This is a genomic window from Pseudomonas sp. Root329, from assembly GCF_001424925.1.
Classification (GTDB): Bacteria; Pseudomonadota; Gammaproteobacteria; order Pseudomonadales; family Pseudomonadaceae; genus Aquipseudomonas; species Aquipseudomonas arabinosi.
In genome coordinates, this window is record NZ_LMCV01000023.1 from 81,431 (window position 1) to 100,226 (window position 18,796).

Annotated in this window: 21 protein-coding genes; 13 read left to right on the forward strand and 8 right to left on the reverse strand. The window is 58.8% G+C overall.

Features of this window, described 5'->3' with window-relative positions:
- Positions 1 to 12: 12 nt before the first annotated feature.
- The 7 genes from hpf to ASC74_RS18305 form a co-directional block, all read right to left on the reverse strand.
- Entirely contained in the window at positions 13 to 321 is a 309-nt protein-coding gene (gene hpf / locus ASC74_RS18275) for a ribosome hibernation-promoting factor, HPF/YfiA family (RefSeq protein WP_007941242.1), read from the reverse strand.
- A gap of 74 nt (positions 322 to 395) precedes the next feature.
- Positions 396 to 1,889 (reverse strand): RNA polymerase factor sigma-54, encoded by a 1,494-nt coding sequence (locus ASC74_RS18280; RefSeq protein ID WP_046045855.1) that lies wholly within the window; start codon positions 1,887 to 1,889, stop codon positions 396 to 398.
- Positions 1,890 to 2,073: 184 nt separating this feature from the next.
- Positions 2,074 to 2,799 (reverse strand): LPS export ABC transporter ATP-binding protein, encoded by a 726-nt coding sequence (gene lptB, locus ASC74_RS18285; protein WP_033057997.1) that lies wholly within the window; start codon positions 2,797 to 2,799, stop codon positions 2,074 to 2,076.
- Positions 2,799 to 3,347, reverse strand: a complete 549-nt coding sequence (gene lptA, locus ASC74_RS18290; RefSeq protein WP_056742953.1) for a lipopolysaccharide transport periplasmic protein LptA — start codon at positions 3,345 to 3,347, stop codon at positions 2,799 to 2,801. Before lptA ends, lptB begins: the two co-directional genes overlap by 1 nt.
- Positions 3,334 to 3,906 (reverse strand): LPS export ABC transporter periplasmic protein LptC, encoded by a 573-nt coding sequence (gene lptC, locus ASC74_RS18295; RefSeq protein WP_056742955.1) that lies wholly within the window; start codon positions 3,904 to 3,906, stop codon positions 3,334 to 3,336. The genes lptA and lptC overlap by 14 nt, the downstream gene beginning before the upstream one ends.
- A gap of 7 nt (positions 3,907 to 3,913) precedes the next feature.
- The gene (locus ASC74_RS18300; RefSeq protein ID WP_056742957.1) at positions 3,914 to 4,438 is read right to left on the reverse strand and encodes a KdsC family phosphatase; all 525 of its coding nucleotides are present in this window, start codon (positions 4,436 to 4,438) and stop codon (positions 3,914 to 3,916) included.
- Positions 4,438 to 5,412: a KpsF/GutQ family sugar-phosphate isomerase gene (locus ASC74_RS18305; protein ID WP_008150750.1), complete on the reverse strand. Its 975-nt coding sequence runs from the start codon at positions 5,410 to 5,412 to the stop codon at positions 4,438 to 4,440. The genes ASC74_RS18300 and ASC74_RS18305 overlap by 1 nt, the downstream gene beginning before the upstream one ends.
- A 276-nt stretch (positions 5,413 to 5,688) precedes the next feature.
- Here ASC74_RS18305 and ASC74_RS18310 point away from each other — a divergent pair, with 276 nt between their 5' ends.
- The 10 genes from ASC74_RS18310 to hisC all read left to right on the forward strand — a co-directional run bounded on the left by ASC74_RS18310 (position 5,689) and on the right by hisC (position 13,652).
- Positions 5,689 to 6,498 (forward strand): ATP-binding cassette domain-containing protein, encoded by an 810-nt coding sequence (locus tag ASC74_RS18310; RefSeq protein ID WP_056742959.1) that lies wholly within the window; start codon positions 5,689 to 5,691, stop codon positions 6,496 to 6,498.
- Positions 6,498 to 7,295, forward strand: coding sequence for a lipid asymmetry maintenance ABC transporter permease subunit MlaE (mlaE, locus tag ASC74_RS18315; RefSeq protein ID WP_008150745.1), 798 nt, complete (start codon positions 6,498 to 6,500; stop codon positions 7,293 to 7,295). Before ASC74_RS18310 ends, mlaE begins: the two co-directional genes overlap by 1 nt.
- Complete coding sequence (gene mlaD / locus ASC74_RS18320; RefSeq protein WP_046045861.1) at positions 7,295 to 7,762, forward strand: outer membrane lipid asymmetry maintenance protein MlaD; 468 nt, start codon at positions 7,295 to 7,297, stop codon at positions 7,760 to 7,762. Before mlaE ends, mlaD begins: the two co-directional genes overlap by 1 nt.
- An 11-nt stretch (positions 7,763 to 7,773) precedes the next feature.
- Positions 7,774 to 8,430: an MlaC/ttg2D family ABC transporter substrate-binding protein gene (locus ASC74_RS18325; protein WP_056742961.1), complete on the forward strand. Its 657-nt coding sequence runs from the start codon at positions 7,774 to 7,776 to the stop codon at positions 8,428 to 8,430.
- The gene (locus ASC74_RS18330; protein WP_056742963.1) at positions 8,427 to 8,732 is read left to right on the forward strand and encodes an STAS domain-containing protein; all 306 of its coding nucleotides are present in this window, start codon (positions 8,427 to 8,429) and stop codon (positions 8,730 to 8,732) included. The genes ASC74_RS18325 and ASC74_RS18330 overlap by 4 nt, the downstream gene beginning before the upstream one ends.
- A 113-nt stretch (positions 8,733 to 8,845) precedes the next feature.
- Positions 8,846 to 9,097 carry a BolA family protein gene (locus ASC74_RS18335; protein WP_046045864.1) on the forward strand — a complete coding sequence of 84 codons (252 nt, stop codon included), beginning with the start codon at positions 8,846 to 8,848 and terminating at the stop codon, positions 9,095 to 9,097.
- Between the two features lie 22 nt (positions 9,098 to 9,119).
- Positions 9,120 to 10,385 carry a UDP-N-acetylglucosamine 1-carboxyvinyltransferase gene (murA, locus tag ASC74_RS18340; protein ID WP_046045865.1) on the forward strand — a complete coding sequence of 422 codons (1,266 nt, stop codon included), beginning with the start codon at positions 9,120 to 9,122 and terminating at the stop codon, positions 10,383 to 10,385.
- A gap of 126 nt (positions 10,386 to 10,511) precedes the next feature.
- On the forward strand, positions 10,512 to 11,147 hold the full coding sequence (gene hisG / locus ASC74_RS18345; RefSeq protein ID WP_007901570.1) for an ATP phosphoribosyltransferase: 636 nt from the start codon (positions 10,512 to 10,514) through the stop codon (positions 11,145 to 11,147).
- A gap of 124 nt (positions 11,148 to 11,271) precedes the next feature.
- Positions 11,272 to 12,597, forward strand: coding sequence for a histidinol dehydrogenase (gene hisD, locus ASC74_RS18350; RefSeq protein ID WP_056742965.1), 1,326 nt, complete (start codon positions 11,272 to 11,274; stop codon positions 12,595 to 12,597).
- A 2-nt stretch (positions 12,598 to 12,599) separates the two neighbouring features.
- Complete coding sequence (gene hisC, locus ASC74_RS18355) at positions 12,600 to 13,652, forward strand: histidinol-phosphate transaminase (protein ID WP_056742967.1); 1,053 nt, start codon at positions 12,600 to 12,602, stop codon at positions 13,650 to 13,652.
- 120 nt (positions 13,653 to 13,772) lie between these two features.
- Here the strand turns inward: hisC and algW are convergent, their stop codons facing one another.
- Complete coding sequence (algW, locus tag ASC74_RS18360) at positions 13,773 to 14,933, reverse strand: Do family serine endopeptidase AlgW (protein ID WP_046045868.1); 1,161 nt, start codon at positions 14,931 to 14,933, stop codon at positions 13,773 to 13,775.
- A gap of 102 nt (positions 14,934 to 15,035) precedes the next feature.
- On the opposite strand from algW, the gene ASC74_RS18365 reads away from it, so the two are divergent.
- From ASC74_RS18365 to cysN, 3 genes are all read left to right on the forward strand, one after another.
- Positions 15,036 to 15,794: a Nif3-like dinuclear metal center hexameric protein gene (locus tag ASC74_RS18365; RefSeq protein ID WP_046045869.1), complete on the forward strand. Its 759-nt coding sequence runs from the start codon at positions 15,036 to 15,038 to the stop codon at positions 15,792 to 15,794.
- Positions 15,795 to 15,929: 135 nt separating this feature from the next.
- A complete protein-coding gene (cysD, locus tag ASC74_RS18370; protein ID WP_008008639.1) occupies positions 15,930 to 16,847 on the forward strand; it encodes a sulfate adenylyltransferase subunit CysD in 918 nt (305 codons plus the stop codon).
- Between the two features lie 9 nt (positions 16,848 to 16,856).
- The gene (cysN, locus tag ASC74_RS18375) at positions 16,857 to 18,755 is read left to right on the forward strand and encodes a sulfate adenylyltransferase subunit CysN (RefSeq protein WP_056742969.1); all 1,899 of its coding nucleotides are present in this window, start codon (positions 16,857 to 16,859) and stop codon (positions 18,753 to 18,755) included.
- Positions 18,756 to 18,796: the final 41 nt, after the last annotated feature.

Here is an 18,796-nt window from a genome sequence, read left to right on the forward strand (position 1 = left end):
GGGTTGGGAGTGTTAACGACCGGTCGCGCCCTGGAGGAGGCTTTGGGTCTTTTCCTTATGCTTTTTGAGTTGTTTATCCAGCTTGTCGGTCAGTGCGTCGATCGCCGCGTACATATCGGTATGCTCCGCGTTTGCGACCACTTCATTGCCGGGAATATGCAGCGTGGCTTCGATTTTCTGCTTGAGCTTTTCGACCGTCATCGTGACTTGCACGTTGGTGATTTTGTCGAAATGCCTCTCTAATCGTTCGAGTTTTTCGCCGATGTAGGTGCGAAGAGGTTCGGTCACTTCCAGTTGGTGTCCACTGATGTTGACTTGCATACAGCTTCTCCTTCGTTGCCAGTGCATAAAGCGGCAGGCAGAAATGCCTGCCACTGGAACGCTGTGGCGTGGCTCTACATCAACCGCTTACGTTCGCTCGAAGGCGCGATCCCGAGGGATTCGCGGTACTTGGCGACGGTGCGGCGAGCCACCTGAATGCCTTGTGCCTCCAGTAAACCAGCGATCTTGCTGTCACTCAACGGCTTTTTCTGATTTTCCGCGGCAACCAGTTTTTTGATGATCGCGCGGATCGCCGTGGACGAGCATTCACCGCCCTCGGAGGTGCTGACGTGGCTGGAGAAAAAGTATTTCAGTTCATATATGCCCCGAGGGGTATGCATGAATTTCTGCGTGGTCACCCGTGAAATCGTCGACTCGTGCATGCCCACCGCTTCGGCGATGTCATGCAGGACCAGCGGTTTCATGGCTTCGTCGCCGTATTCAAGAAAACCGCGCTGATGCTCGACGATCTGAGTGGCTACTTTCATCAGGGTTTCGTTGCGGCTTTGCAGGCTCTTGATGAACCAGCGGGCCTCTTGCAACTGATTGCGCATGAAGGTGTTGTCAGCGCTGGTGTCGGCGCGGCGCACGAAACCGGCGTATTGAGCGTTGACCCGCAGTCGTGGCACGGACTCCTGGTTCAGCTCGACCAGCCAGCGCTCGTTGTCCTTGCGTACGATCACGTCGGGAACGACGTATTCGGCTTCGCTGGACTCGATCTGCGAGCCTGGGCGCGGGTTGAGGCTCTGCACCAGTTCAATCACTTGGCGCAGTTCGTCTTCCTTGAGCTTCATGCGACGCATCAGCTGGCTGTAATCGCGGCTGCCGAGCAGGTCGATGTAATCGGTGACCAGGCGTTTGGCCTCGACCAGCCAAGGCGTCTTGGCGGGCAACTGACGCAATTGCAGCAGCAGGCATTCGCCCAGGTTGCGGGCACCGATGCCAGCGGGTTCGAATTGCTGGATGCGGTGCAGGACGGCTTCGATTTCGTCCAGTTCGATGTCCAGTTCCGGGTCGAAGGCTTCGAGAATCTCCTCGAGGGTTTCGTCCAGGTAGCCCTGATTGTTGATGCAGTCGATCAGGGTCACGGCGATCAGGCGATCAGTGTCGGACATCGGTGCCAGATTCAGTTGCCACAGCAGGTGGCTTTGCAGGCTTTCGCCGGCCGATGTACGGGTGGTGAAGTCCCACTCGTCATCGTCGTTGCTCGGCAGGCTGCTGGCGCTGGTCTGGTAGACGTCTTCCCACGCAGTATCGACGGGCAGTTCGTTGGGGATGCGTTCGTTCCAGTCGCCTTCCTCGAGGTTATCAACCGTCGGGGCGGTTTCCTGGTAGGAGGGTTCCTGAATGTCGACGTTGGGTTGCTGTTCGGCTTTGTCGGCCAAGGGGTCGGCGTTATCGAAGTCGTCGCCTTCTTCCTGGCGTTCGAGCATCGGATTGGACTCCAGGGCCTCCTGGATTTCCTGTTGCAGGTCCAGGGTCGACAATTGGAGCAGGCGGATGGCCTGTTGCAGCTGCGGTGTCATCGTCAGCTGCTGGCCCATTCTCAAGACTAGCGATGGTTTCATGGCAGGGGCTTAACACCTTATTCGCCGGCGCACATGCGCCATCCACTACAGGGCGCCGGAGCGCCAAACATAAGCAAATTATATGCCCGAAACTGCAGCGTTTGCCTAGAGCGCTGTAACAATAAAAAAATGTTGATTTTTTATCGAGACAAGCGCCCGAGCAACCAGCCAGACACCTCAGTGCTTACAGGCGGAACTCATGGCCCAGATACACTTCCTTGACCAGGTCGTTGGCCAGGATGGTGGCAGAGTCACCTTCGGCGATCAGCTGGCCATCGTTGACGATGTAGGCGGTTTCGCAGATATCCAGGGTTTCACGGACGTTGTGGTCAGTAATCAGCACGCCAATGCCCTTGGCCTTGAGGTGATAGATGATCTGCTTGATGTCGCCCACCGAAATCGGGTCCACGCCGGCGAACGGTTCGTCGAGCAGGATGAATTTCGGGTTGGTGGCCAGTGCCCGGGCTATTTCCACACGGCGGCGTTCACCACCGGACAGGCTCATCCCGAGGTTGTCGCGGATGTGGCTGATGTGGAATTCCTGCAGCAGGCTTTCCAGCTCTTTGCGACGACCGGCCTTGTCGAGTTCCTTGCGGGTCTCGAGGATCGCCATGATGTTGTCGGCTACCGAGAGTTTGCGGAAGATCGATGCTTCTTGCGGAAGATAGCCGATGCCGGCCTTCGCACGACCGTGCATAGGCTGGTGGCTGACATCCATGTCGTCAATCAGTACGCGGCCCTGATCGGCCTGTACCAGGCCGACAATCATGTAAAAGCAGGTGGTCTTGCCGGCGCCGTTGGGACCCAGCAGGCCGACGATCTGACCGCTGTCGATCGACAGGCTGACGTCGCGCACGACCTGGCGGCTCTTGTAGCTCTTGGCCAGATGCTGAGCTTTCAGAGTTGCCATTACTGGGCCTTTTGCTCGTCGGTTTTCTTCTTCGGCTGGATCACCATGTCGATGCGCGGACGCGACTCGGTGACCTTGTTGCCCGTCGCACGACCGGCGCTCGCAAGCTTTTTGACCGTGTCGTAGACGATTTTCTCGCCTTGGGTGACGTTGTTGTCCTTGTCGATGACTTTCGCCTTGTCGATCAGCACAACGCGGTTTTGCGAGGCGTGGTACTGAATAGTCACTCCCCAGCCCTGAACAGGCTTGGTGTCGCCCTGGGTTTGCAGTTGCTCGAAATAGGCGAGGTTGCCCACCGAAGTCACCACGTCGATGTCGCCGGTCGGGGTGCGGGTGATGGTCACAGTATTGCCTTTAACGATCATCGAGCCCTGAGTGATGATCACGTCACCTTTATAGGTGGCAATGCCATTCTTGTCGTCCAGCTGGGCGTCGTCGGCCTGGATGCGGATAGGCTGCGCTTGATCGGTCGGCAGAGCCCAGGCGCTCACGCTTCCCAGTGCTGCGCTCAGACCGAGCAAAATAGGGAGGGTTTTAACGAGCCTCATACTGTCCTCTTACGTTAGATAGCAGGTGTATCCTGCTTTCTTTCAAATACGCTTTCATTCCCTTGCCAGTCGACACACCACCAGCGCCGTCGATTCTAACGGGTTGCTCGGTTTGCGCATATTGCTGCTGCGGGAACACTGTCATGCGGGTGCTGGTAATCAGGGTCTTGCGGTTTTTCTCGTCGAAGCGCGTGATGCGCACCGAGTCAATCAGTTCGACCTGGGTGCCGTCGGGATTCACTTCGCCGTGCTCGCTCTGGATATGCCACGGAAACTCGGTGCCGCGGAACATGTTCAGGTCGGGATTGGTCAACAGCGTCACTTCGGTGGCTTTCAGGTGTTCAACCTTGTCGGACGTCATTTCGTATTGCAGTTTGCCGTCCGGCAGGTATTGCACGCTGTGGGCGTTGATCGCGTAATAGTCGATCGCGGTTTCATCGATCTTTGCCACCGGCTGGTCGAGGAAGCGTTCCGGGCTGATGTTCCAGTAGCCGACCGCCGCGAATATCGCTGCGATGCAACCGAACACCAGGAATTTGCGAATCTTTTTGCTCAGCATAGTTGGCTCACAGGTACGCGGCGTTTGCCGCATCAAGGCGGCCCTGCGCGAGCAGGATCAATTCGCAGAATTCTCGAGCGGCACCCTCGCCACCGCGGGCCTGGGTGATGCCGTGGGCGTGTTCACGGACGAAACTGGCAGCGTTTGCCACCGCCATGCCCAGGCCGACGCGGCGAATCACCGGCAGGTCCGGCAGGTCGTCGCCGAGATAGGCTACTTGCTCATAGCTTAGGTTGAGTTGGGCAAGAAGTTCGTCGAGCACCACCAGTTTGTCTTCGCGCCCCTGGTACACGTGTGGAATACCGAGGTTCTTCGCTCGTCGCTCGACCACCGGGGTCTTGCGGCCGCTGATGATAGCGGTCTGCACACCGGCTGCCATCAACATCTTGATGCCTTGGCCGTCGAGGGTGTTGAACGTCTTGAATTCGCTGCCGTCTTCGAGGAAGTACAGGCGTCCGTCGGTCAGTACGCCATCGACGTCGAAAACCGCCAGTTTGATGTTCTTGCCGCGTTGCAGCAGGTCGGTGCTCATCACATTACTCCTGCGCGCAGCAGATCGGACAGGTTGAAGGCGCCGATCGGACGGTCCTCCTTGTCCACCACTACCAGCGCGTTGATTCGATGGTCTTCCATGATTTTCAGGGCTTCGGCTGCCAGCATATCGGCCCGGGCGGTCTTGCCATGAACAGTCATGACCTCGTCGATGGTCGTATGGTGGATGTCGATGGTCCGGTCAAGGGTGCGGCGCAAGTCGCCGTCGGTGAAGATCCCGGCCAGTTTGCCGTCGGCCTCCACAATCGCGGTCATGCCCAGGCCCTTGCGGGTCATTTCCATCAAGGCGTCCTTGAGTAGCGTGCCACGTTGCACCTGGGGCAGCTCTGCGCCGGCGTGCATGACGGTTTCCACTTTCAGCAGCAGGCGTCGGCCAAGCGCGCCGCCGGGGTGGGAAAAGGCGAAATCTTCAGCGGTAAAACCGCGGGCTTCCAGCAGCGCAACGGCCAGGGCGTCGCCCATGACCAGCGCGGCAGTGGTCGACGAGGTCGGTGCCAGGTTTAGCGGGCAGGCTTCGTGCTCGACGTGCACGTTGAGGTTGACTTCGGCAGCCTTCGCCAGCGGTGAGTCAGGGTTGCCGGTCATGCTGATCAATTGAATGCCCAGGCGTTTGATCAGCGGCAGCAGGGTGACGATTTCATTGGTGGAACCGGAGTTCGACAGCGCCAGGATGATGTCGTCGCGGGTGATCATGCCCATATCGCCGTGGCTGGCTTCGGCCGGGTGCACGAAAAAGGCCGTGGTGCCGGTGCTGGCCAGGGTGGCGGCGATCTTGTTGCCGATGTGCCCGGATTTGCCCATGCCGACCACGACTACGCGGCCTTTGCTGGCCAGAATCATCTCGCAAGCGCGTACGAAATCTGCGTCGATACGGGGCAACAAGCCTTGTACGGCTTCCAGTTCGAGGCGGATGGTGCGTTGTGCTGATTGAATCAGGTCGCTGGATTGGCTCATGTCAGAAATCGTATAGCCTGATGAAAAGGCGGCGATTATAGCGGTAATGATCAAAACCCTCACGCAAGTTCGTCGCGCTTTGTCATTGCCGGTTACCGAATACCCTTAAATATAAGCTTTTACCCCGTCATGTTGCTGAACATGGCCTGGCTTGGGCCTTGGGCGCTTGGCCATTGCGGTGATATAGTTCGCCGCCAGTTCGGCCTGCCCGGGAGGTATGTGCTTTCGCCAGAAAGTCAGGCGTCCGAGTGAGAGGCTGCATCGCAAGGAGTTTAGATGAGTGCCGATAAAGCCTACGCGGTCGAGCTGAAGGGACTGTCCTTCAAGCGCGGAACGCGCAGCATTTTCAATAACGTCGATATACGCATCCCGCGCGGCAAGGTCACCGGCATCATGGGGCCTTCCGGGTGTGGCAAGACTACGCTGTTGCGGTTGATGGGCGCACAGTTGCGGCCCACCAAAGGCGAAGTCTGGGTCAATGGACAGAACCTGCCGAAACTGTCGCGCAGTGATCTGTTCGATGCGCGAAAGCACATGGGCGTGCTGTTTCAGAGTGGCGCACTGTTCACCGATCTCGATGTGTTCGAGAACGTCGCCTTTCCGCTACGCGTTCATACCGAACTGCCGGAAGAAATGATCCGGGACATTGTCCTGCTCAAATTGCAGGCCGTGGGCTTGCGTGGCGCCATCGACCTGATGCCTGACGAGTTGTCCGGCGGCATGAAACGTCGCGTCGCGCTGGCCCGGGCGATCGCCCTCGATCCGCAGATCCTCATGTATGACGAGCCTTTTGTCGGCCAGGACCCCATCGCCATGGGTGTGCTGGTGCGTCTGATCCGGCTGCTCAACGATGCGCTGGGCATCACCAGTATCGTGGTCTCCCACGACCTGGCCGAGACCGCGAGCATTGCCGATTACATCTATGTCGTCGGCGAAGGGCAGGTGTTGGGGCAGGGCACTCCCGAGGAGCTGATGAACTCGCAGGAGCCACGCATCCGTCAATTCATGACAGGCGAGCCTGACGGTCCGGTCGCCTATCACTTTCCAGCGACGGATTACCGCGCAGATCTTCTGGGGCAGCGTTGATGCGCAAGATTTCACTAATAGAACGGGTTCGCCGGTTCGGCCACTCTGGCATTGACGTGCTGGGGGTGTTCGGCCGTTCGGCGATATTCCTGTTTCATGCCTTGCTTGGCCGTGGCGGCATTGGCGGCGGTTTTGGCTTGCTGATCAAGCAACTGCATTCGGTGGGCGTAATGTCCCTGGTGATCATCGTGGTCTCCGGGGTATTCATCGGCATGGTGCTGGCGCTGCAAGGCTTCAATATTCTATCCAGCTATGGTTCTGAGCAAGCGGTCGGCCAGATGGTTGCGCTGACGCTGTTGCGCGAACTGGGGCCCGTGGTCACGGCATTGCTGTTCGCCGGGCGCGCCGGTTCGGCATTGACTGCCGAAATCGGCAACATGAAGTCCACCGAGCAGTTGTCCAGTCTGGAAATGATTGGCGTCGACCCGCTCAAGTACATCATTGCCCCGCGCCTGTGGGCCGGCTTCATTTCCCTTCCCGTGCTGGCAATGATCTTCAGCGTGGTGGGCATCTGGGGTGGTTCGTGGGTGGCCGTCGACTGGCTGGGTGTCTATGAAGGTTCCTACTGGTCCAACATGCAGAACAGCGTGACCTTTGCAGACGATGTGCTCAACGGCATCATCAAAAGCATCGTTTTCGCCTTTGTCGTGACCTGGATTGCCGTATTCCAAGGCTATGACTGTGAGCCCACTTCCGAGGGGATCAGTCGTGCCACTACCAAGACCGTGGTGTATGCCTCTTTGGCTGTACTCGGCCTGGACTTTATTCTGACCGCCTTGATGTTTGGAGATTTCTGATGCAAAACCGCACCCTGGAAATCGGTGTCGGCCTTTTCTTGCTGGCTGGCATCCTGGCTTTGCTGTTGCTGGCGTTGCGGGTAAGTGGCCTGTCCCCGAGCGCAACCACCGACACTTATAAACTTTATGCGTATTTCGACAATATCGCCGGTTTGACTGTCAGAGCTAAAGTGACCATGGCCGGTGTGACCATCGGCAAGGTTACGGCGATCGATCTGGATCGCGACAGTTTCACCGGTCGAGTAACCATGCAGCTGGAAAAGCGCGTAGATAACCTGCCGACTGACTCCACTGCATCTATCCTGACCGCTGGACTGTTGGGCGAGAAGTACATCGGTCTCAGCGTGGGCGGCGAAGAAGGCTTGCTCAAGGATGGTGGAACCATCCACGACACGCAGTCGTCGCTGGTACTCGAAGACCTGATCGGTAAGTTTCTGCTCAATACCGTTAGTAAAGACGCTAAATGAGGAGCTTTTAAATGATCTCTACCTTGCGACGTGGCCTGTTGGTATTGCTCGCGGCCCTGCCGTTGATGGCTAACGCCGTGGCGGCGCCTTCCGCGCACGAACTGGTACAGGACACCACCAATCGGTTACTTGCCGATCTGGCGACCAATAAAGAGAAGTACAAGCAGGATCCGAAAGACTTTTATACCGCGCTGGACACGATCGTCGGACCTGTTGTGGATGCCGAGGGTATTTCCAAGAGCATCATGACGGTCAAATACTCGCGCAAAGCCACGCCTGCGCAAATGAAGACCTTTGAAGAAAACTTCAAAAAGGGTCTGTTCCAGTTCTATGGCAACGCTTTGCTCGAATACAACAATCAGGGGATCGTCGTCGACCCTGCCAAGGATGAGTCGGGAGATCGTACAAGCGTCGCCATGACGGTCAAAGGTAGCAACGGCGCGATTTATCCTGTGTCTTACACACTCGAAAAGATCAATGGCGAGTGGAAACTGCGCAACGTGATCATCAACGGCATTAACATCGGCAAGCTGTTCCGTGATCAGTTCGCTGATGCGATGCAGCGCAATGGCAACGACCTGGACAAGACCATCAATGGTTGGGCCGGGGAAGTCGCCAAAGCCAAGGAAGCCAGTCAGAAGCAAACAACCGAGACAAAAGCTCAATGAGTGTGTCGGCCATTCGCATGAGCGAATCCGGCGAGCTGACGCTTAGCGGCATGCTGGATTACCGCACTGGCCCCGGTTTGCGTAAGCAGGGGCAGGCGCTGATCAAATCCAGCAAGGCCGCTGCACTGGTGGTCGATTGCTCGGCAGTGTTGAAGTCCAGCAGTGTCGGCTTGTCGCTGCTGCTGTGCTTCATGCGTGATGCAGAGTCGGCCGGCAAGGCGTTGAGCATCCGTGGGATGCCAGAAGACATGCGCGAAATCGCTCAGGTCAGCGAATTGACCGAGCTGTTGGCGCATCCCTAATCGCATCTATTAAGAAGCCCCCCGTCAGAGTCCTGCTTCGCGGGGTTCGCAGGCGCGGGGCTTTTTTGTATGATGTCCGACCCGCGCGCACAGGGCGCCGATTGAGGTTGAGCATGCAGGCCTACGAAGTTAAGAGCTTCCTTGAAGAAAAGCTGTCCGAGACTCATTTGCCAGTGCAAGTTGAAGTTGAGGGCGAAGGCTGCAACTTTCAGCTGAACGTGATTAGCGATGAACTGGCGGCGTTGAGCCCGGTGAAGCGTCAGCAGCAGATCTATGCCCATTTGAACCCATGGATCACCGATGGCAGCATCCATGCGGTCACTATGAAATTTTTCAGCAGCGCGGCCTGGGCCGAGCGCACCTGAGCCCAAGGGCGTCGAGATTCTTATGGATAAATTGATAATTACCGGTGGCGTTCGTCTTGATGGCGAAATCCGCATCTCCGGGGCAAAGAACTCTGCCCTGCCGATCCTGGCTGCAACCTTGCTGTGCGATGGCCCGGTGACTGTTGCCAACCTGCCGCACCTGCACGACATCACCACCATGATCGAGCTGTTCGGTCGTATGGGCATCGAGCCGGTGATCGACGAGAAACTCAGCGTCGAAATCGACCCGCGCACCATCAAGACCCTGATCGCTCCGTACGAACTGGTTAAAACCATGCGTGCGTCGATCCTGGTGCTGGGCCCGATGGTTGCCCGTTTCGGTGAAGCCGAAGTCGCACTGCCTGGCGGTTGCGCCATTGGTTCGCGTCCGGTTGACCTGCACATCCGTGGTCTCGAAGCCATGGGCGCGGTCATCGACGTCGAAGGCGGCTACATCAAGGCCAAGGCGCCTGAAGGTGGCCTGCGCGGCGCGCACTTCTTCTTCGACACCGTCAGTGTGACCGGTACCGAAAACATCATGATGGCGGCCGCTCTGGCCAAGGGTCGCAGCGTTCTGGCAAACGCCGCTCGCGAACCTGAAGTCATCGACCTGGCGAACTTCCTGATCGCCATGGGCGCCAAGATCACCGGCGCCGGCACTGACACCATCACCATCGATGGCGTCGAGCGTCTGCACCCGACCACTTACAAAGTGATGCCTGACCGTATCGAGACCGGCACCTACCTGGTCGCAGCGGCTGTGACCGGCGGTCGTGTGAAGGTCAAGGACACCGATCCGACCATCCTCGAAGCCGTTCTTGAAAAACTCAAGGAATCGGGTGCCGAAATCACCTGCGGTGAAGACTGGATCGAGCTGAACATGCACGGCAAGCGGCCAAAAGCCGTTAACGTGCGCACCGCTCCGTACCCGGCGTTCCCGACGGACATGCAAGCGCAGTTCATCTCGCTCAACGCCATTGCCGAAGGCACCGGTGCCGTGATCGAGACGATCTTCGAAAACCGCTTCATGCACGTTTACGAACTGCACCGCATGGGCGCCAAGATCCAGGTCGAAGGCAACACTGCCATCGTCACCGGTACCGAAAAGCTCAAGGGCGCGCCAGTCATGGCCACCGACCTGCGTGCTTCGGCCAGCCTGGTGATCTCGGCGTTGATCGCTGAAGGTGACACCCTGATCGATCGCATCTACCACATCGACCGTGGTTACGAGTGCATCGAAGAGAAACTGCAGATGCTCGGCGCCAAGATCCGCCGCGTACCGGGCTAGTTTCTGCTGCATGGGCGCAGGGACGCGCCCGTTGATTTGTTGAAGTCGAGCCGGTTTCCGGCTCGATGTGTGTCCGGCGCCATTTGCGACCGGGCATGAGTACCTTGATAAGGACTGACGTTTCCCATGTTGACCATCGCACTGTCCAAGGGCCGCATCCTTGACGACACCCTGCCGCTTCTGGCTGAAGCGGGCATCGTGCCGACCGAGAATCCGGACAAGAGCCGCAAGCTGATCATCCCCACGACTCAGGCCGATGTGCGCCTGTTGATCGTGCGTGCCACCGATGTACCAACATACGTCGAACATGGTGCTGCTGACCTGGGCGTCGCCGGTAAAGATGTGCTGATGGAATACGGCGGCCAGGGCTTGTACGAGCCATTGGACCTGCGAATTGCCCTCTGCAAGCTGATGACCGCCGGCCGTGTCGGCGATGTCGAGCCCAAGGGCCGCCTGCGTGTGGCGACCAAGTTCGTCAACGTTGCCAAGCGCTACTACGCCGAACAGGGCCGTCAGGTCGACATCATCAAGCTCTATGGCTCGATGGAACTGGCGCCGCTGATCGGTCTGGCAGACAAGATCATCGACGTGGTCGACACCGGCAACACCCTGCGTGCCAATGGCCTGGAACCCCAGGATTTCATTGCCGACATCAGCTCCCGGCTGATCGTGAACAAAGCTTCAATGAAAATGCAGCACGCCCGTATCCAGGCGTTGATCGACACCCTGCGCAAGGCAGTGGAGTCTCGACACCGCGGCTGATTCACCTGCGCGACGTTAAGTCGCGCCCGTCTATCCGCCTCATAGCCAGAATTCTCAGGTGCCCAAGCGGATCGATGGTAGCTTCGGGTACCTGAGTTTTCGCCATTCCTATGAGGCTCTCGCTATGACCGCACCGACTGCAATTCGCCGACTCAACGCTGCTGACCCGGATTTCGCACATCATCTGGATCATCTGCTGAGCTGGGAAAGTGTGTCTGACGACTCGGTCAATCAGCGGGTGCTGGACATCATCAAGGCCGTGCGCGAGCGCGGCGATGCGGCGCTGGTGGAATTCACTCAGAAGTTCGACGGCCTGCAGGTCGCGTCCATGGCGGACCTGATCCTGCCTCGTGAGCGCCTGGAACTGGCCCTGACCCGAATCACCGTGCCTCAGCGTGAAGCGCTGGAAAAAGCCGCGTCGCGAGTACGCAGCTACCACGAGAAACAGAAGCAGGATTCCTGGAGCTACACCGAAGCCGACGGCACCGTGCTGGGCCAGAAGGTCACGCCGCTGGATCGCGCCGGTCTGTACGTACCGGGCGGCAAGGCGTCGTACCCGTCTTCGGTGCTGATGAACGCGATTCCGGCCAAGGTGGCCGGCGTGACCGAAGTGGTCATGGTGGTGCCGACACCTCGTGGCGAAATCAACGAGCTGGTGCTGGCCGCAGCGTGCATCGCCGGCGTCGACCGCGTGTTCACCATCGGCGGCGCTCAAGCGGTCGCCGCGCTGGCTTACGGCACCGAAAGCGTACCGAAGGTCGACAAGGTGGTCGGTCCGGGCAACATCTACGTCGCCACCGCCAAGCGCCACGTGTTCGGCCAGGTCGGCATCGACATGATCGCCGGCCCATCCGAAATCCTCGTGGTCTGCGATGGCCAGACTGATCCGGACTGGATCGCCATGGACCTGTTCTCCCAGGCCGAGCACGACGAAGACGCCCAGGCGATTCTGGTCAGCCCGGACGCCGAGTTCCTCGACAAGGTCGCCGCCAGCATCGCCAAACTGCTGCCGACCATGGAACGCGCCGAGATCATCGAAACGTCGATCAATGGCCGTGGTGCGCTGATCAAGGTCCGCGACATGGACCAAGCCATCGAAGTGGCCAACCGCATCGCGCCGGAACACCTTGAGTTGTCCGTTGCTGATCCGCAGGCCTGGCTGCCGAAGATTCGCCATGCTGGCGCGATCTTCATGGGCCGTCACACCTCCGAAGCATTGGGCGACTACTGCGCCGGTCCGAACCACGTGTTGCCAACCTCCGGCACCGCGCGTTTCTCCTCGCCGCTGGGTGTGTACGACTTCCAAAAGCGTTCGTCGATCATCTTCTGCTCCGAGCAGGGTGCGTCGGAACTGGGCAAAACCGCTTCCGTGCTGGCCCGTGGGGAGTCGCTGACCGCTCACGCCCGTAGCGCCGAATACCGCATCGTTGACGACAAGAAGGGCAACTGAACATGAGTAAATTCTGGAGTCCCTTCGTCAAGAGCCTGGTGCCTTACGTGCCGGGCGAGCAGCCGAAACTGGCGAAACTGGTGAAGCTCAACACCAACGAAAACCCGTACGGTCCCTCGCCAAAAGCTTTGGCGGCGATGCAGACCGAACTGAACGACAATTTGCGTCTGTACCCGGATCCGAACAGTGATGTGCTCAAGCAAGCAGTCGCCAAGTACTACGGCGTGCAGAGCAATCAGGTGTTTCTCGGCAACGGTTCCGATGAAGTCCTGGCGCACATCTTTCACGGTTTGCTGCAACATGATAATCCGGTCCTGTTCCCGGACATCAGCTACAGCTTCTATCCGGTTTACTGCGGCTTGTACGGCATCACCTTCGACGCGGTGCCGCTGGACGAGCAGTTCCAGATCAACCCGGCGGACTACGCCAAGCCGAACGGCGGGATCATCTTCCCTAACCCGAACGCACCGACGGGCTGCCTGTTGGCGCTGGATGCGGTTGAGCAAATCCTCAAGGCCAGCCCGGATTCAGTGGTCGTGGTGGATGAGGCCTACATCGATTTTGGCGGTGAGACGGCGATCAGCCTGGTGGACCGTTATCCGAACCTGCTGGTGACCCAGACCCTGTCCAAGTCCCGTTCGCTGGCCGGCCTGCGGGTTGGTTTGGCGGTGGGGCATCCGGATTTGATCGAGGCGCTGGAGCGGATCAAGAACAGCTTCAACTCCTATCCGCTGGATCGTCTGGCGAATGTCGGTGCAGCCGCAGCGTTCGAAGATCGTGAGTACTTCGACAAGACCTGCCGGTTGGTCATCGAGAATCGTGAATGGGTCGTAATGCAATTGGAAGCGAAGGGCTTTGAAGTGTTGCCGTCGGCGGCGAACTTCATTTTCGCCCGTCATCCGAAACACGATGCGGCGGGGCTGGCGGCGAAGTTGCGTGAACAAGGCGTGATCGTTCGGCACTTCAAACAGGAGCGGATTGCCCAGTTCCTGCGGATCTCGATTGGCACGCCGGAGCAGAATCAGGCGTTGATCGACGGCTTGGGCACTCTCTAAAGCATCCCCCGATCCTGTGGGAGCGAGCCTGCTCGCGATGAGGCCATAACATTCAACATCATCGTTGACTGTTAAACCGCTATCGCGAGCAGGCTCCCACAGTGGTTTTGTGTTGGTTGCTTACTCTTCTTCTTTCTCTTTAACCGGCGCAGGTGGCGGACGCAAACCGATTTCGGCGGTGAGCTTGAGCTCTTTGCCGTTGCGCATCACCTGGATCGTGACGTGGTCGGTGGGCTTGATCCGCGCGACCTGGTTCATCGAACGACGACCATCGCCGGCCGGCTCGCCGTCGATGCTGAGAATCACGTCACCCAGTTGCAGGCCAGCCTTCTGCGCCGGACCGTCACGGAAAATCCCCGCGACCACAATGCCGGGGCGCCCCGACAGACCAAACGATTCCGCCAGTTCCTGGCTCAACGGCTGCACTTCGATGCCGAGCCAGCCGCGAATCACCTGGCCGTGTTCGATAATCGACTTCATCACTTCCATGGCCAGTTTCACCGGGATTGCGAAACCGATGCCCTGCGAACCGCCGGACTTGGAGAAAATCGCCGTGTTGATGCCGGTCAGGTTGCCGTTTGCATCCACCAGCGCACCGCCGGAGTTGCCGGGGTTGATCGCCGCGTCGGTCTGAATGAAGTCTTCGTAGTTGTTCAAGCCCAGCTGATTGCGCCCGGTGGCGCTGATGATGCCCATGGTCACGGTCTGGCCGACACCGAACGGGTTGCCGATGGCCAGAGCTACGTCGCCGATGCGGATGTTGTCGGAACGCCCGACAGTGATCGATGGAAGATTCTTCAAGTCGATCTTCAGGACCGCGAGGTCGGTTTCCGGGTCGCTGCCGATCACTCGGGCCAGGGTTTCACGACCGTCCTTGAGCGCTACCACGATCTGGTCGGCGCCGGTGGTCACGTGGTTGTTGGTCAGCAGGTAACCTTCCGGGCTCATGATCACACCTGAACCGAGGCTCGACTCCATGCGCTTCTGCTTGGGCGAGTTGTCGCCGAAGAAGCGGCGAAACTGCGGATCTTCGAACAGCGGATGGTTCGGTTTGTTGATGACTTTGGTGGTGTACAGGTTGACCACCGACGGCGCAGCCGTGGTCACTGCGTCGGCATAGGACACGGGGCCTTGTTGCATGGTGGTGGTTTGCGGGGCTTGCTGCATGTTGACGTCGAGGCTCGGGAGGCCGACCCACTGCGGGTAACGCTGGATGATTAACAGAGCAATAAGCACGCCGGCCAACAGCGGCCAGCCGGAAAAACGCAGCGCCTTGAGCATTAAGCACGTCCTGAGAGGTTGCAGGCGGTATGAGACCGCCCATAATGTCGCGCATTATACGAGGCGAAGCGTGCCTCTGAACGGGATATTTAGGAGTCTTTTATGGCCGTCGCCTTGAGCACCCTGGTCGAAGAAGCCGACCGTTACCTTAACAGTGCAAAGATTGCCGATTACTGCCCCAACGGGTTGCAGGTCGAAGGTCGGCCGCAGGTCATGCGCATCGTCAGTGGCGTCACCGCCAGCCAGGCGTTGCTCGACGCCGCTGTGGAAGCCAGTGCCGACCTGGTGCTGGTGCATCACGGTTATTTCTGGAAAGGCGAGAATCCGTGCATCACCGGCATGAAGCAGCGTCGGTTGAAAACCCTGCTCAAGCACGATATCAGCCTGTTGTCCTACCATCTGCCGCTGGATCTGCACCCGGAAGTTGGCAATAACGTGCAGCTGGCGCGTCAGCTCGATATCACCGTGGAAGGCCCATTGGACCCGGACAACCTTAAAGTTGTCGGCCTGGTTGGTTCATTGAACGAGCCGGTAACGGCCCGCGATTTTGCCCGTCGCGTACAAGAAGTCATGGGCCGCGAGCCGTTGCTGATCGAAGGCAGCGAGATGATCCGCCGCGTTGGCTGGTGCACCGGTGGCGGTCAGGGTTACATCGATCAGGCCGTGCTGGCTGGCGTCGACTTGTACCTCAGCGGTGAGGCGTCCGAGCAGACCTTCCACAGCGCCCGGGAAAACGACATCAGCTTCATCGCCGCCGGCCATCACGCCACTGAGCGCTATGGCGTGCAGGCACTTGGGGACTATCTGGCGCGGCGTTTTGCCCTTGAGCACATCTTCATTGATTGCCCGAATCCCATCTGATTGCCCAAACGCGGGGGTATATTCATATACCCTTTCGATCTAGCTCACGTCCTGATTAGAAGAGGTCGCTGTGCTAGGATTCCTCGCTCGAACACGGCCCGCTGGCCGTCCATAAGATCGTTTTCGTGAGTAGCCATGGTCGACAAACTGACGCATCTGAAACAGCTGGAGGCCGAAAGCATCCACATCATCCGCGAGGTCGCCGCCGAGTTCGATAACCCGGTGATGCTGTACTCCGTCGGTAAAGACTCCGCCGTGATGCTGCACCTTGCGCGCAAGGCATTCTTCCCGGGCAAACTGCCGTTCCCGGTGATGCACGTCGACACCCAGTGGAAGTTCAAGGAAATGTACGCGTTCCGCGACCGCATGGTCGAAGAACTCGGCCTGGACCTGCTGGTGCACGTGAACCCCGAGGGTGTTGCGCAGGGTATCAACCCGCTGACCCACGGCAGCGCCAAACACACCGATATCATGAAAACCGAAGGCCTCAAGCAGGCCCTCGACAAGTATGGTTTCGATGCCGCTTTTGGTGGTGCCCGTCGTGACGAAGAGAAATCCCGTGCCAAAGAGCGCGTGTATTCCTTCCGCGATACCAAGCACCGCTGGGACCCGAAAAACCAGCGTCCCGAGTTGTGGAACGTCTACAACGGCAAGGTCAACAAGGGCGAATCGATCCGTGTTTTCCCGTTGTCGAACTGGACCGAACTGGACATCTGGCAGTACATCTACCTCGAAGGCATCCCGATTGTGCCGCTGTATTTCGCCGCCGAGCGCGACGTCATCGAGATGAATGGCACCTGGATCATGATCGACGACGAACGCCTGCTCAATCACCTGAGCGATGAAGACAAGGCGCGCATCGTCAAGAAGAAGGTCCGCTTCCGTACGCTCGGCGACTACCCGCTGACCGGTGCGGTCGAGTCCGAGGCCACCAGCCTGACCGACATCATTCAGGAAATGCTCCTGACGCGAACTTCCGAACGCCAGGGCCGGGTCATCGATCACGATGGCGCAGGCTCGATGGAAGAAAAGAAACGTCAGGGTTATTTCTAAGGGGTTGTCATGTCGCACGCATCTGATTTGATCAGCGAGGACATCCTCGCCTATCTGGGCCAGCACGAACGCAAGGAAATGCTGCGCTTTCTTACCTGTGGCAACGTCGACGACGGCAAGAGCACCCTGATCGGGCGCCTGCTGCACGACTCCAAAATGATCTACGAAGATCACCTGGAAGCCATTACCCGCGACTCGAAAAAAGTCGGCACCACCGGCGATGACATCGACCTGGCATTGCTGGTCGACGGCCTGCAGGCCGAGCGTGAGCAGGGCATCACCATTGATGTTGCTTACCGTTATTTCTCCACCGCCAAACGCAAATTCATCATCGCCGACACTCCTGGCCATGAGCAGTACACCCGCAACATGGCCACCGGTGCATCCACCTGTGACCTGGCGATCATCCTGGTCGACGCCCGTTATGGCGTGCAGACCCAGACCCGTCGCCACAGCTTCATTGCCTCGTTGCTGGGCATCAAGCACATCGTTGTTGCCATCAACAAGATGGACCTCAACGGCTTCGACGAAACAGTCTTCGAGTCGATCAAGGCCGATTACCTGAAGTTCGCCGAAGGCATCGCGTTCAAGCCGACCACCATGGCCTTCGTGCCGATGTCGGCGCTGAAAGGCGACAACGTGGTGAACAAGTCCGAGCGCTCGCCGTGGTACACCGGCCAGTCGCTGATGGAAATTCTTGAAACCGTCGAAATCGCCAACGACCGCAACTACACCGACCTGCGTTTCCCGGTGCAGTACGTCAACCGTCCGAACCTGAACTTCCGTGGTTTCACCGGCACCCTGGCCAGCGGCGTCGTGCACAAGGGCGACGAAGTCGTTGTGCTGCCGTCGGGCAAGAGCAGCCGTGTGAAATCCATCGTCACCTTCGAAGGTGAGCTGGAGCACGCCGGTCCGGGTCAAGCGGTGACGCTGACCATGGAAGACGAGATCGACATCTCTCGCGGCGACTTGCTGGTGCATGCTGACAATCTGCCGCAAGTGACTGACGCGTTCGACGCCATGCTGGTATGGATGGCCGAAGAACCGATGCTGCCGGGCAAAAAATACGACATCAAGCGCGCGACCACCTACGTGCCGGGTTCGATCACCAGCATCGTCAACCGCGTTGACGTGAACACCCTGGAAGAAGGTCCGGCCAGTTCGTTGCACTTGAACGAAATCGGTCGGGTCAAGATCAGCCTCGACGCGGCCATCGCGCTGGACGGTTACGCGAGCAACCGCACCACTGGTTCGTTCATCGTCATCGATCGTTTGACCAATGGCACCGTCGCGGCCGGCATGATCATCGCTCAGCCGTTGAGCCATGGCACCAGCACGCATCACGGCAAACTGGCGCACGTCGCCACCGAAGAACGCGCCCAGCGCTTCGGCCAGCAACCGGCCACCGTGTTGTTCAGCGGCTTGTCGGGCGCCGGCAAAAGCACCCTGGCTTACGCCGTTGAACGCAAGCTGTTCGACATGGGCCGCGCGGTGTTTGTACTCGATGGCCAGAACCTGCGTCACGACCTGAACAAAGGTCTGCCACAGGATCGCGCCGGGCGTACCGAGAACTGGCGTCGTGCAGCGCACGTTGCGCGTCAGTTCAACGAAGCGGGTTTGCTGACACTGGCCGCGTTTGTTGCGCCGAGTGCCGAAGGTCGTGAGCAGGCCAGGGAACTGATCGGCAAGGAGCGTCTGCTGACGGTCTACGTCCAGGCTTCTCCGACAGTCTGTGCCGAGCGTGACCCACAAGGCTTGTACGCGGCAGCCGGGGATAACATTCCGGGCGATTCCTTCCCGTACGACGTGCCGCTGGACGCCGACCTTGTGGTCGACACCCAGTCGCTGTCGCTGGAAGAAAGCGTCAAGCAAGTGCTGGATCTGCTGCGCAAGCGTGGCGCGATCTAAGCGTTAGCCGTTAATAAAAAAACCCGCCGATGAGTGATCAT